The organism is Serratia sp. EC4 (genome assembly GCF_059652115.1).
Window position 1 is genome coordinate 204,904 of sequence record NZ_JBNIDE010000007.1, and the last position, 11,765, is coordinate 216,668.

An 11,765-nucleotide genomic window follows, 5' to 3' on the forward strand; every position below is an offset into this window, starting at 1 on the left:
ATAACGATGTCTGCAACACGTAAGAGATTTATCGCCGGGGCGGTGTGCCCGAGCTGTAGCGCCATGGATACGTTGGCGGTATGGCGGGAGGATCAGGTGGAAGTGGTGGAGTGCGTCAAGTGCGGCCACCATCAGCGCCAGACCGAACAACAGGTGGAAAAACACGTTCGCCCGCAAGAGCAGGTGATCGGCATTTTCCAGCCGAAGTAGCGTTTTTTTATCCCGGAGGGTACAGCGAGGCAGATTTCCGTTACAATCTGTCCGGAAAAGGCGCGCATCCCGATAACGGTGCGCGTCCTAGTAGCCAACGGTAGGAGATATCATGAAAGTAGCAAAAGACTTGGTGGTCAGCCTGGCTTACCAAGTACGTACAGAAGACGGTGTTTTGGTTGATGAGTCTCCGGTGAGCGCACCGCTGGACTATCTGCACGGGCATGGTTCTCTGATCGCAGGTCTGGAAAAAGCGCTCGAAGGCCACGACGTTGGCGATCGTTTTGACGTTCACGTCGGCGCGAACGACGCGTACGGCAACTACGACGAAAACCTGGTGCAGCGCGTACCGAAAGACGTCTTCATGGGCGTTGACGAACTGCAGGTCGGCATGCGTTTCCTGGCTGACACCGATCAGGGCCCGGTACCGGTTGAAATCACCGAAGTTGACGGTGACCACGTGGTGGTTGACGGCAACCACATGCTGGCCGGCCAAAACCTGAACTTCAACGTGGAAGTTGTCGCGATCCGCGAAGCGACCGCAGAAGAGCTGGCGCACGGTCACGTACACGGCGAGCACGACCATCACCACGAGCACGGTGAAGGCTGCTGCGGCGGTCATGGCCACAGCCACGATCACGACCATGGTCACGACCACGGTAAAGGCGGTTGCGGTAACGGCGGTTGCGGCTGCCACTAAGCAGAACGCAATCCCGAGACAAGAGGGCGGCCATTGGCTGCCCTTTTTTATGCGCGGCGCACCAGGCGCCGAACGGCACAACAGGACATGCCATGGCCACCATGAAAGACGTTGCGCGCCGCGCCGGCGTTTCCACGGCCACCGTCAGCCGGGTGATCAATAATACCGCCTACGTTGAACCGGTGACCCGCGAACGCGTCGAGAAAGCGATGCGCGAGTTTAACTACCACCGCAACGCCGCCGCGCTGGCGCTGGCGAAAAGAAGCGGCAATATGCTGGGGTTGCTGACCGGCAACCTCGACGATCCGTTTTTCTCACGCTTGGCGCGGGGCGTGGAAGACATCACGCGGCAGGCCGGCGTGCGTTTGATGTTGTGCAGCGGCGGGCATCAGGCCGAACTGGAAAAAAGCGGCCTCGACTTTCTCATCAATCAGGGATGCGAAGCCATTGTGGCGCACGTCACGCGCATGGGAGAAGAGGACCTGCTGCGCTACGCCGCCCACACGCCCGCGCTGGTGCTGATCAATCGCTACCTGCCGGCCATCGCCAATCGTTGTATTTGGCTCGACAATGCCAAGGCGGCGCAGGCGGCGACCAAGCTGCTCATTCGTCAGGGGCATCGGAGAATCGCCTGCGTGACGACGGATCTGCCGATCGACGACCGCGCGCAGCGGTTAGCGGGTTACCGCCAGGCCATGGCCGCCGGCGGCATTGAGGTGCCCGGCAGCTGGATCATCAGCGTGCCCTTCAATGAAAGAGGGGGCGAACTGGCGGCCGAGCGCGTGCTGGCCAGCGACCAACGCTTCACCGCCGCAGTGACGTTCAACGACGTGATGGCCGCCGGCATGATGCGCACCTGCCACCAACGGCAAGTTCCGTTGCCTGAAGCGCTGTCGATCGTCGGTTTTGACGACATTGCCCTGGCGAAATACCTCCACCCCGCGTTGACCACCGTGCATTACCCCATAGAGAAAATGGCCCGCCGCGCCGCGCGTCTGGCGTTACAAATCCACAGCGGCAGCGACGTCGCGCCGCAGAACAACCGCTTTTCGGCCGAACTTATCCTGCGAGACTCCGTCGCCGATGGTGAGAGGCCTGAGCAAAGCAAGCGCGGCGAATGAGAGGCAGTTCACATAACGCCATCTCATGAAACCGATTACATGGCCAGTGGCCTGCGCTCACATCCTCCGATTACCGAAGCCATTACGCTGTTGCAGTACCCCCTCTTCAACAGGAGCCGTATATGGATAATAAGAAAACGCTCAACCTTGGGCTGGCGACGCTGCCGATTGTGGCCATGCTGTTGCTGCTCATCATCGGCTATGGCCAGTTTGGCCTGCGCATTGAACCGCTGCTGCTGGTTTCCGCCGCCATCGCCGCCGCGTTGGCCTGGTGGCAAGGCTACCGCTGGGATGACATCATCGAGGCCATCGTGGCCAAGCTGGCTAAGGCGATGCCGGTGATCATGATCCTGATCTGCGTGGGCGGCCTGATCGGCACCTGGATGATCAGCGGCACAATCCCTTACATGGTGTATTGGGGGCTGAAGCTGATTAGCCCCCAATACATTCTGATCGCCGCGTTCTTCATCACCAGCGTGATCTCGGTGTGCACCGGCACCTCGTGGGGGGCGGCCGGCACCGTGGGCGTGGCGCTGATGGGCGTGGCCGCCGGTCTGGACGTGCCGCTGGCCGCCGCGGCCGGGGCAGTGGTGTCCGGCGCCTACTTCGGCGACAAAATTTCGCCGTTGTCCGATTCGACGAACTTCGCGGCTATCGTCGCGGATACCGATCTCTACAGCCATATCCAGCATCTGATGTACACGACGCTGCCGAGCTTCATCCTGGCCGCCGTGGTGTACCTGATCGCCGGCCACACCGGCGCGGTGGGCAGCGTGGCAACGCCGGAAAAAGTGACCGAAATCGTCAGCGCGCTTGAGGGGTTGTACCATTTCAATCTGCTGTTGATCCTGCCGCCGGTGCTGGTGCTGTGGGGCGCGGTGACCAAACGGCCGGTGATCCCCGTCATGCTGGCCGCCTGCGCGCTGGCGATCGCCATCGGCGTCGCGCTGCAGGGTTTTAGCCTGCAACAGGGGCTGAATGCGTTGATGGACGGTTTCAATCTGTCGATGTTCGCCAGCCAGGGCCATAACGTCGAAGGGATCGTCGCCGATGTGCCGCGCCTGCTGAACCGCGGCGGCATGTTCTCGATGATGAGTACGATCCTGCTGGTGTTCTGCGCCTTTTCCTTCGCCGGCGCCTTGACGCTGACCGGCGCGCTGACGGTGATCATCAGCCGGCTGCTGAAAGTGGTGCACTCCACCGGTCAACTGATCGCCGCTACCGTTGCCACCACCATCCTGGTGACCGGCGCGACCAGTGACGGCAAGCTGGCGCTGCTGATCCCGGCGGAGCTGTTCAAAGGCGCCTATCGACGCATGGGGCTGGACAACAAAAACCTGTCGCGCACCGTCGAAGATGCGGGCACCGTTATCGAGCCGCTGATCCCGTGGACGGCCGCCGGTATTTACATGGCGACCACGCTGGGAGTCAGCACGCTCGATCTGCTGCCGTGGGCGATCCAATGTTATGCCGCGGTGGTGTTCGCCCTGATTTATGGGTTCACCGGCTTCGGTATCGCCAAACTTCAACCTCAGAACGACTTGCAGCGTAAGGAAGCCTGACATGACGAGTCATTTCAACGCCATCATCGATCGCCACAACACCAGCTCCGTGAAGTGGGACTTCATCGACCGCTATCTGCAACTGGATGGCAGCGAACTGTTGCCGATGTGGGTGTCCGATTTCGATTTTCCATGTCCGCCAGAGGTGCAACAGGCGCTGCATCATCGGGTGGATCACGGCGTCTTTGGCTACAGCGAACGCGACGACGCCTACTATCAGGCGGCGATCGACTGGTTCGCCAAGCGGCACGACTTGCCGCTGCGGCGCGAGTGGTTTACGTCGATTGAAGGGGTGGTGCCCGGATTGGCGATGCTGGTCCAACTGCTCAGCAAGCCGGGGGACGGCGTGGTGGTGCAGGGGCCGTATTATGGCTCGTTCGCCAAGATAGTCACCATGAACGGCAGAGAGGTGCTTGAGAATCCTCTGTTGGAAACTCCGCAGGGATATCGGATCGATTTCGACCAGTTGGCTGCCTGTCTGGCGCAGCGTAAACCGCCGCTGTTGTTGCTGTGCAATCCGCACAATCCGACAGGCCGTTGCTGGCGCCGCGATGAACTGGAGCGGCTCATGGCGCTTTGCCATGCCCACGACGTCACGGTGATCTCCGATGAAATTTGGGCCGATCTGCTGCTGCCCGGCGAGACGTTTACGTCGGTGTTGCATCTGGACGAGGAATATCGCGAGCGGGTGATTGCGGCGACGTCCGCCAGCAAAACCTTCGGACTCTCTTCGCTGCGCATTTCGAATTTTCTGATCCCCAATGCCCGGCTGCGGCAGGCGTTTGTCGATCGGCTGAACGCCCACGGGCTGGATGTATTCAACGCGCTGTCGATGACGGCGGCGACCGCGGCCTATCAACGGGGCGCTGCCTGGCTTGATGAGCTGCTCGGCTACCTGGCGGAGAATCGGCGTTGGTTTGAGCGGGCGCTGGCGGCCGCCGCGCCCTGGTGCTCGATGACCCAGGCTGAAGGGACCTATCTCGCCTGGCTGGATTGCCGTGCACTGGGTTTGAACGATGCTGACTTACAGCAGGCGCTGGTGGCGGTGGCGAAGCTGGCGCCGTCGATGGGCAGCGGTTTCGGCCCGCAGGGGAGCGGTTTTATCCGCATCAACCTGGGGTGCCCGCGCCGGTATCTCGAGCGTGCCGTCGAAGGGCTGGCACGCCTGAAATAACCGCGCAGCGGGCCCTCAATAGTGCGGCGGAGGGGTTTCTTCCGATTGCGAGGCGATCATTGAGGTTTGGGTCGAGCGCAGCTTGTCGGTCAACATGCGCAGGTGTTCGCGCATCTTCAGCATTTCCATTTGATGCTGGATGACGGTCTGGTTGAGCTCTTCGATGGTGAGCTCTTGGAAGGCCTGACGGCTCTCCAGTTCTTCAAGCCGCTGTAGCAGGCGTTGAATGTCGGCGTTGTGCATGACTACCTCTGACGCGATAAAATCCTGATTCGGCGCTATGGTAACAGCTGACGCCGGGTTTGCTCGCGCTATTTCTCCAGGCGGCGCGCAACGTTGCGATCGGCAGTGTAAAGTGCTGAAAAGTTGCACGCCCGATACGCCGTTTTTTGCTAACCTCGCCGAATATTCTGCAAGAAAAATCTGATTTATCATGCGAGTAGCACGCAGGGGGAAACTTCTTGGCAAAGCGGGAGTCACACTTTGACTCGATTGGTTACCTGTGCGACTGTTTTGTTTTGTTTTGTTTCAGGCAGCTATAGTAGCCCGGTTATCTTACCTAATGATTGTTTGGGGCATTGCTTCAGACACTGGAGAAATGGATGAAATCTTTGTTTAAAGTCACGCTTCTGGCAACCACCATGGCTTTTGCTCTGAATGCGACCCAGGTCATGGCAGCCGATGCCGCCAAACCGGCAGAAGCCGCTAAACCAGCGGACGCGGCGGCAGCACCGAGCACCGGCAAGTTCAAAAACGACGACGAGCAAGCCGCTTACGCACTGGGTGCGTCTCTCGGCCGTTACATGGACAACTCTCTGAAAGAGCAAGAGAAGCTGGGCATCAAGCTGGACAAAGATCAGCTGATCGCCGGCGTTCAGGACGCGTTCGCCAACAAGAGCAAGCTGAACGACGCCGACATCGAGAAGACCCTGCAGGGCTTCGAAGCGCGCGTGAAGGCTTCCGCTCAGGCGAAGATGGAACAGGACGCCAAGGACAACGAAACCAAAGGCGCCAAGTACCGCGACAGCTTCGCTAAAGAAAAAGGCGTGAAGAAAACCGAATCCGGCCTGCTGTACCAGGTAGAGAAACCGGGCGCGGGTGAAGCGCCGAAAGACAGCGACACCGTGGTAGTAAACTACAAGGGCACCCTGACCGACGGTACCGAGTTCGATAACTCCTACACCCGCGGCGAGCCGCTGTCGTTCCGTCTGGACGGCGTGATCCCTGGCTGGACCGAAGGCCTGAAGCACATCAAGAAAGGCGGCAAAATCAAGCTGGTGATCCCGCCGGCATTGGCCTACGGCAAAACCGGCGTTCCGGGCATCCCGGCTAACTCCACGCTGGTGTTCGACGTTGAGCTGCTGGACGTGAAAGCGGCGCCGAAAGCCGACGCTAAAGCCGAAAAACCGGCTGACGCGAAAGCAGACGCCAAAGCGAAATAATCTCGTCGCTCTGTTTGCCACCGCCGCGGATGCCCTCCGCGGCGGTTTTCATTTCGGCCGCCGCCGCCTCTCTCTCCATTGAACGCTTGACGCCTGCCGGGCATCGGGCTTAACGTCAATACCACGCGCAAACGCAAGGACTTTGCTCCGGCCGCTTTGCTAGACTAATAATTCTGACTTATCAGTCATGCGTCTGCCCCTTAGGGCGTGTACCTAAAATTGTTCCCGGCCGCCTCGCCCGCGGATGTCATCGTGCCGTTTATGCTGCTCTCAGCCAGCCGCGCTGCGGCGTGCCGACGACGGCAGCGATCCGGTCCGAGCGGTTTTAGCTGCGCCCCCTGGCACAGGCGATCTATGAGGGTGGTATCTTCGATGTCGAATTCGCTTTTATCCAGCGAAGCCAGCGAACTTGATTTGCTGAATGAACGTCCGTTTACTCAAACGGATCATGAAATCCTGAAATCCTATGAAGCGGTGGTCGATGGGCTGGCGATGTTGATCGGCGGCCACTGCGAGATCGTATTGCACGCGCTGGAAGATCTGAACAGCTCAGCGGTGCGCATCGCCAACGGGGAACATACCGGGCGTAAAATCGGTTCGCCGATCACCGACCTGGCGCTGCGCATGCTGCACGACATGGCCGGCGACGACAGCAGCGTGTCGAAAGCCTACTTCACCCGCGCCAAGAGCGGCGTGCTGATGAAGTCGGTGACCATCGCGATTCGCAATCGCGAACAGCGGGTAATCGGTTTGTTGTGCATCAACATGAACCTCGATGTGCCGTTCTCGCAGATCATGCAGACCTTTATGCCGCCGGCCACGCAGGACGTGCCGTCGTCGGTGAATTTCGCGTCTTCAGTCGACGATCTGGTGGCGCAGACGCTGGAGTTCACCATCGAAGAGGTGAATGCCGATCGCTCGGTATCCAATAATGCCAAGAACCGCCAGGTAGTGCTCAACCTCTATGAGAAAGGCATCTTCGACATCAAGGATGCGATCAATCAGGTGGCGGATCGCCTGAATATCTCCAAACACACCGTGTATTTGTACATCCGCCAGTTCAAGAGCGGCGATCTGTTGGGAAGCGACCGTTGATGCTCGATTATTGTCTGTTGGTCACCGGCCCGGCTTACGGCACGCAGCAGGCCAGCAGCGCCTATCAGTTCGCGCTGGCCCTGCTGGCGAAAGGGCACCGGCTTTCCAGCGTCTTTTTCTACCGTGAAGGGGTGTTGAACGCCAACCAGCTGACCGCGCCCGCCAGCGATGAGTTCGACCTGGTGCGCGGTTGGGCGCAGCTGGCTCAGCAACACGGCGTGGCGCTCAACGTCTGCGTGGCCGCCGCGATGCGCCGCGGTGTCACCGACGAGCGGGAGGCGGCGCAGCAGGGGCTGGCAAGCGCCAACCTGCAGCCCGGTTTTACCCTGAGCGGGCTGGGTTCCCTGGCCGAAGCGTCGCTAAGTTGCGACCGTCTGGTGCAGTTCTGAGGATAGGATGAAACGAGTCGCTTTTGTTTTCACCCATGGGCCGCACGGCGGCGCCAGCGGCAGGGAAGGGCTGGATGCGCTGCTCGCCACGTCGGCGCTCAGTGAAGATGTGGGGGTGTTTTTTGTCGGCGATGGCGTATTGCAGCTGTTGCCGGGCCAGCAACCGGAAAAGATTTTGGCGCGCAATTACATTGCCACCTTCGGCGTGCTGCCGCTGTATGACGTGGAGCGGTGCTATCTGTGCCAGGCTTCACTGCAGGAACGCGGATTGAGCCAGGTGAACGATTGGGTGCTGGATGCGGAAGTACTGGCGCCGGACGAACTGCGCCGCGAGCTTGCCGGCTACGACGCCGTGATGACGTTTTAGGATCCTCTGATGCTGTATACCCTGAGCCATTCGCCAAACCAATGTGACTTACCTGCGCTGCTGCGCCTGACGGCGGAGGGCGACGCGCTGCTGCTGTTGCAGGACGGCGTGCTGGCAGGCCTTGCCGGCAGCGCCCATCTTGAATTGCTGCTCGCCGCCCCCATATCCCTTTATGCGTTGCAGGACGACCTGGAAGCCCGGGGATTGGTTGGTCATTTTTCGCACAAAATCACTGTCGTCGGCTATAATCACTTCGTTGAATTAACCGAACAACACCGCAGCCAAATGGCCTGGTAATGAGAGTGATGTTGTATATTTCTTGACACCCATACTGGTCAGCCCTAAAATTCTGCGTCCTCGTACTTTGCCAATAGTGCATACGAGGGGATTTATCACATGTTTACGAAGCTAGTACGAAGCAAAAACCAGGAGCTTTTTTAATGGCAACAATTAACCAGCTGGTTCGCAAACCACGCTCTGTGAAGGCTGCTAAAAGCAACGTTCCAGCGCTGGAAGCCTGCCCGCAGAAACGTGGCGTATGCACCCGCGTATACACCACTACCCCGAAAAAACCAAACTCCGCACTGCGTAAAGTTTGCCGTGTGCGTTTGACCAACGGTTTCGAAGTGACTTCCTACATCGGTGGCGAAGGCCACAACCTGCAGGAACACTCCGTAATCCTGATCCGTGGCGGTCGTGTAAAAGACTTGCCAGGTGTGCGTTACCACACCGTCCGTGGTGCACTTGACTGCTCCGGTGTTAAAGACCGTAAGCAAGCTCGTTCCAAGTACGGCGTGAAGAAGCCAAAGGCTTAATGGTTCTCCGTTAAGTAAGGCCAAACGTTTTAACTTTAATGTCAAAATAAACTCGTAGAGTTTTGGACAATCCTGAATTAACAACGGAGTATTTCCATGCCACGTCGTCGCGTAATCGGCCAACGTAAAATCCTGCCAGATCCTAAGTTCGGATCTGAGCTGCTGGCCAAATTTGTAAATATCCTGATGGTAGACGGTAAAAAATCTACTGCAGAAGCAATCGTCTATACCGCGCTGGAGACCCTGGCTCAGCGTTCTGGTAAAGATCACCTGGAAGCTTTCGAAGTCGCTCTCGACAACGTTCGCCCGACTGTAGAAGTTAAGTCGCGTCGCGTTGGCGGTTCTACTTATCAGGTACCAGTTGAAGTCCGCCCGGTTCGTCGTAATGCTCTGGCAATGCGTTGGATCGTTGATGCTGCACGTAAACGCGGTGATAAATCCATGGCTCTGCGCCTGGCGAACGAGCTGTCTGACGCAGCAGAGAACAAAGGTTCTGCTGTTAAGAAGCGTGAAGACGTTCACCGTATGGCCGAAGCCAACAAGGCGTTCGCCCACTACCGCTGGTAATCACCCGGCTGTAGTCATGCTAACCAAGCGGGCGCGTCAAATCGGCCCGCTTGGGTTAACTGAACTTGAACGCCCTAGGAATAGAGGAATCAAATGGCTCGTACAACACCCATTGCACGCTACCGTAACATCGGTATCAGTGCTCACATCGACGCCGGTAAAACCACCACTACCGAACGTATTCTGTTCTACACCGGTGTAAACCACAAAATCGGTGAAGTTCATGACGGCGCTGCCACCATGGACTGGATGGAACAGGAGCAGGAGCGTGGTATTACCATCACTTCTGCAGCGACTACTGCCTTCTGGTCTGGTATGGCCAAGCAGTTCGAACCGCATCGCGTAAACATCATCGACACCCCAGGGCACGTTGACTTCACCATCGAAGTAGAACGTTCCATGCGTGTGCTGGATGGCGCGGTAATGGTTTACTGTGCTGTTGGTGGTGTTCAGCCACAGTCTGAAACCGTATGGCGTCAGGCTAACAAATACAAAGTGCCACGTATCGCGTTCGTTAACAAAATGGACCGCATGGGCGCTAACTTCCTGAAAGTTGTTGGCCAGATCAAATCTCGTCTGGGCGCCAACCCTGTTCCTCTGCAGCTGGCTATCGGCGCAGAAGACAAATTCACCGGCGTTATCGACCTGGTGAAGATGAAGGCGATCAACTGGAACGAAGAAGACGCAGGCGTAACCTTCGAATACGAAGACGTGCCGGCTGACATGATGGATCTGGCTGAAGAATGGCGCCAGAACCTGATCGAGTCCGCTGCGGAAGCTTCCGAAGAGCTGATGGAAAAATACCTGGGCGGCGAAGAGCTGACCGAGGAAGAAATCAAATCCGCTCTGCGTCAGCGCGTGCTGAACAACGAAATCATCCTGGTTACCTGTGGTTCTGCGTTCAAGAACAAAGGCGTACAGGCGATGCTGGATGCGGTAATCGAATACCTGCCGGCACCAACTGACGTTCCTGCGATCAACGGTATCCTGGACGATGGCAAAGACACTCCGGCTGAGCGTCACGCAAGTGATGACGAGCCGTTCTCTGCGCTGGCGTTCAAAATCGCTACCGACCCGTTCGTGGGTAACCTGACCTTCTTCCGCGTGTACTCCGGCGTTGTTAACTCCGGCGACACCGTGCTGAACTCCGTTAAGGCTGCGCGCGAGCGTTTCGGCCGTATCGTTCAGATGCACGCCAACAAGCGTGAAGAGATCAAAGAAGTTCGCGCAGGCGACATCGCCGCTGCGATCGGTCTGAAAGACGTGACCACCGGGGACACCCTGTGTGATCCAGACTCTCCAATCATCCTGGAGCGTATGGAATTCCCTGAGCCGGTAATCTCTATCGCCGTTGAACCAAAAACCAAAGCTGACCAAGAAAAAATGGGTCTGGCTCTGGGCCGTCTGGCTAAAGAAGACCCGTCATTCCGCGTATGGACTGACGAAGAGTCTAACCAGACCATCATCGCCGGTATGGGTGAACTGCACCTCGACATCATCGTTGACCGCATGAAGCGTGAATTCAACGTTGAAGCTAACGTGGGCAAACCTCAGGTAGCTTACCGCGAAGCGATTCGCGCGAAGATTACCGATGTTGAAGGTAAGCACGCCAAGCAGTCTGGTGGTCGCGGTCAGTACGGTCACGTTGTGATCGACATGTACCCACTGGAGCCGGGCTCTAACCCGAAAGGTTACGAGTTCATCAACGACATCAAAGGTGGTGTAATTCCTGGCGAATACATCCCTGCCGTTGATAAAGGCATCCAGGAGCAGCTGAAGTCTGGTCCGTTGGCTGGTTACCCGGTAGTAGACATGGGTATTCGTCTGCACTTCGGTTCTTACCACGACGTTGACTCCTCTGAACTGGCGTTTAAACTGGCCGCGTCTATCGCCTTTAAAGAAGGCTTTAAGAAAGCGAAACCAGTTCTGCTTGAGCCTATCATGAAGGTTGAAGTTGAGACTCCAGAAGAGAACACCGGTGACGTTATCGGTGACTTGAGCCGTCGTCGCGGCATGCTGCGCGGTCAGGAATCTGAAGTGACTGGCGTTAAGATCCACGCTGAAGTACCGTTGTCCGAAATGTTCGGCTACGCAACTCAGCTGCGTTCTCTGACTAAAGGTCGCGCATCATACACCATGGAATTCCTGAAGTATGATGATGCACCGAACAACGTCGCTCAGGCCGTAATCGAAGCCCGTGGCAAATAAGCCGCAGGGTTAAAACCAAAGTCCCGTGCTCTCTCCAGAAGGGGAGAGCGCTATAGTAAGGAATATAGCCGTGTCTAAAGAAAAATTTGAACGTACAAAACCGCACGTTAACGTT

At 57.7% G+C, this 11,765-nt stretch carries 14 protein-coding genes; 13 read left to right on the plus strand and 1 reads right to left on the minus strand.

Going from position 1 to position 11,765, the window contains the following annotated elements; all coding sequences use genetic code 11:
* Nucleotides 1–6: 6 nt before the first annotated feature.
* The 5 genes from ACP39K_RS19035 to ACP39K_RS19055 all read left to right on the plus strand — a co-directional run bounded on the left by ACP39K_RS19035 (nt 7) and on the right by ACP39K_RS19055 (nt 4,767).
* Complete coding sequence (locus tag ACP39K_RS19035) at nt 7–210, plus strand: YheV family putative zinc ribbon protein (protein ID WP_015379274.1); 204 nt, start codon at nt 7–9, stop codon at nt 208–210.
* 112 nt (nt 211–322) lie between these two features.
* A complete protein-coding gene (slyD, locus tag ACP39K_RS19040; RefSeq protein WP_004930407.1) occupies nt 323–910 on the plus strand; it encodes a peptidylprolyl isomerase in 588 nt (195 codons plus the stop codon).
* Between the two features lie 92 nt (nt 911–1,002).
* Nucleotides 1,003–2,031, plus strand: a complete 1,029-nt coding sequence (locus ACP39K_RS19045; RefSeq protein ID WP_048796240.1) for a LacI family DNA-binding transcriptional regulator — start codon at nt 1,003–1,005, stop codon at nt 2,029–2,031.
* A gap of 122 nt (nt 2,032–2,153) precedes the next feature.
* Entirely contained in the window at nt 2,154–3,593 is a 1,440-nt protein-coding gene (gene nhaC / locus ACP39K_RS19050) for a Na+/H+ antiporter NhaC (protein ID WP_497008760.1), read from the plus strand.
* A gap of 1 nt (nt 3,594) precedes the next feature.
* Nucleotides 3,595–4,767: a MalY/PatB family protein gene (locus ACP39K_RS19055; protein WP_497008761.1), complete on the plus strand. Its 1,173-nt coding sequence runs from the start codon at nt 3,595–3,597 to the stop codon at nt 4,765–4,767.
* 15 nt (nt 4,768–4,782) lie between these two features.
* Here ACP39K_RS19055 and ACP39K_RS19060 read toward each other — a convergent pair whose 3' ends face one another.
* The gene (locus ACP39K_RS19060; protein WP_004930414.1) at nt 4,783–5,010 is read right to left on the minus strand and encodes a SlyX family protein; all 228 of its coding nucleotides are present in this window, start codon (nt 5,008–5,010) and stop codon (nt 4,783–4,785) included.
* A gap of 359 nt (nt 5,011–5,369) precedes the next feature.
* On the opposite strand from ACP39K_RS19060, the gene fkpA reads away from it, so the two are divergent.
* The 8 genes from fkpA (at nt 5,370) to fusA (ending at nt 11,650) form a co-directional block, all read left to right on the plus strand.
* Nucleotides 5,370–6,209, plus strand: coding sequence for an FKBP-type peptidyl-prolyl cis-trans isomerase (gene fkpA / locus ACP39K_RS19065; protein ID WP_016930330.1), 840 nt, complete (start codon nt 5,370–5,372; stop codon nt 6,207–6,209).
* A gap of 372 nt (nt 6,210–6,581) precedes the next feature.
* Nucleotides 6,582–7,304 carry a helix-turn-helix transcriptional regulator gene (locus ACP39K_RS19070; protein WP_004930418.1) on the plus strand — a complete coding sequence of 241 codons (723 nt, stop codon included), beginning with the start codon at nt 6,582–6,584 and terminating at the stop codon, nt 7,302–7,304.
* Nucleotides 7,304–7,693, plus strand: coding sequence for a sulfurtransferase complex subunit TusD (tusD, locus tag ACP39K_RS19075; RefSeq protein WP_060445033.1), 390 nt, complete (start codon nt 7,304–7,306; stop codon nt 7,691–7,693). Before ACP39K_RS19070 ends, tusD begins: the two co-directional genes overlap by 1 nt.
* Nucleotides 7,694–7,700: 7 nt before the next feature.
* Complete coding sequence (gene tusC, locus ACP39K_RS19080; RefSeq protein ID WP_016930328.1) at nt 7,701–8,060, plus strand: sulfurtransferase complex subunit TusC; 360 nt, start codon at nt 7,701–7,703, stop codon at nt 8,058–8,060.
* A 9-nt stretch (nt 8,061–8,069) separates the two neighbouring features.
* Nucleotides 8,070–8,357: a sulfurtransferase complex subunit TusB gene (gene tusB / locus ACP39K_RS19085; protein ID WP_019456119.1), complete on the plus strand. Its 288-nt coding sequence runs from the start codon at nt 8,070–8,072 to the stop codon at nt 8,355–8,357.
* Between the two features lie 143 nt (nt 8,358–8,500).
* Nucleotides 8,501–8,875 (plus strand): 30S ribosomal protein S12, encoded by a 375-nt coding sequence (gene rpsL, locus ACP39K_RS19090; RefSeq protein WP_004930426.1) that lies wholly within the window; start codon nt 8,501–8,503, stop codon nt 8,873–8,875.
* A gap of 96 nt (nt 8,876–8,971) precedes the next feature.
* Nucleotides 8,972–9,442, plus strand: coding sequence for a 30S ribosomal protein S7 (rpsG, locus tag ACP39K_RS19095; protein WP_004956203.1), 471 nt, complete (start codon nt 8,972–8,974; stop codon nt 9,440–9,442).
* A gap of 93 nt (nt 9,443–9,535) precedes the next feature.
* The gene (gene fusA / locus ACP39K_RS19100) at nt 9,536–11,650 is read left to right on the plus strand and encodes an elongation factor G (protein ID WP_028127620.1); all 2,115 of its coding nucleotides are present in this window, start codon (nt 9,536–9,538) and stop codon (nt 11,648–11,650) included.
* Nucleotides 11,651–11,765 lie beyond the last annotated feature (115 nt).

What these genes read in the sequence shown, in the direction of transcription:
- ACP39K_RS19035 (WP_015379274.1), top strand. Translation starts at nt 7, where the DNA reads ATGTCTGCAACACGTAAGAGATTTATCGCCGGGGCGGTGTGCCCGAGC.
- slyD (WP_004930407.1), top strand. Translation starts at nt 323, where the DNA reads ATGAAAGTAGCAAAAGACTTGGTGGTCAGCCTGGCTTACCAAGTACGT.
- ACP39K_RS19045 (WP_048796240.1), top strand. Translation starts at nt 1,003, where the DNA reads ATGGCCACCATGAAAGACGTTGCGCGCCGCGCCGGCGTTTCCACGGCC.
- nhaC (WP_497008760.1), top strand. Translation starts at nt 2,154, where the DNA reads ATGGATAATAAGAAAACGCTCAACCTTGGGCTGGCGACGCTGCCGATT.
- ACP39K_RS19055 (WP_497008761.1), top strand. Translation starts at nt 3,595, where the DNA reads ATGACGAGTCATTTCAACGCCATCATCGATCGCCACAACACCAGCTCC.
- ACP39K_RS19060 (WP_004930414.1), bottom strand. Translation starts at nt 5,010, where the DNA reads ATGCACAACGCCGACATTCAACGCCTGCTACAGCGGCTTGAAGAACTG.
- fkpA (WP_016930330.1), top strand. Translation starts at nt 5,370, where the DNA reads ATGAAATCTTTGTTTAAAGTCACGCTTCTGGCAACCACCATGGCTTTT.
- ACP39K_RS19070 (WP_004930418.1), top strand. Translation starts at nt 6,582, where the DNA reads ATGTCGAATTCGCTTTTATCCAGCGAAGCCAGCGAACTTGATTTGCTG.
- tusD (WP_060445033.1), top strand. Translation starts at nt 7,304, where the DNA reads ATGCTCGATTATTGTCTGTTGGTCACCGGCCCGGCTTACGGCACGCAG.
- tusC (WP_016930328.1), top strand. Translation starts at nt 7,701, where the DNA reads ATGAAACGAGTCGCTTTTGTTTTCACCCATGGGCCGCACGGCGGCGCC.
- tusB (WP_019456119.1), top strand. Translation starts at nt 8,070, where the DNA reads ATGCTGTATACCCTGAGCCATTCGCCAAACCAATGTGACTTACCTGCG.
- rpsL (WP_004930426.1), top strand. Translation starts at nt 8,501, where the DNA reads ATGGCAACAATTAACCAGCTGGTTCGCAAACCACGCTCTGTGAAGGCT.
- rpsG (WP_004956203.1), top strand. Translation starts at nt 8,972, where the DNA reads ATGCCACGTCGTCGCGTAATCGGCCAACGTAAAATCCTGCCAGATCCT.
- fusA (WP_028127620.1), top strand. Translation starts at nt 9,536, where the DNA reads ATGGCTCGTACAACACCCATTGCACGCTACCGTAACATCGGTATCAGT.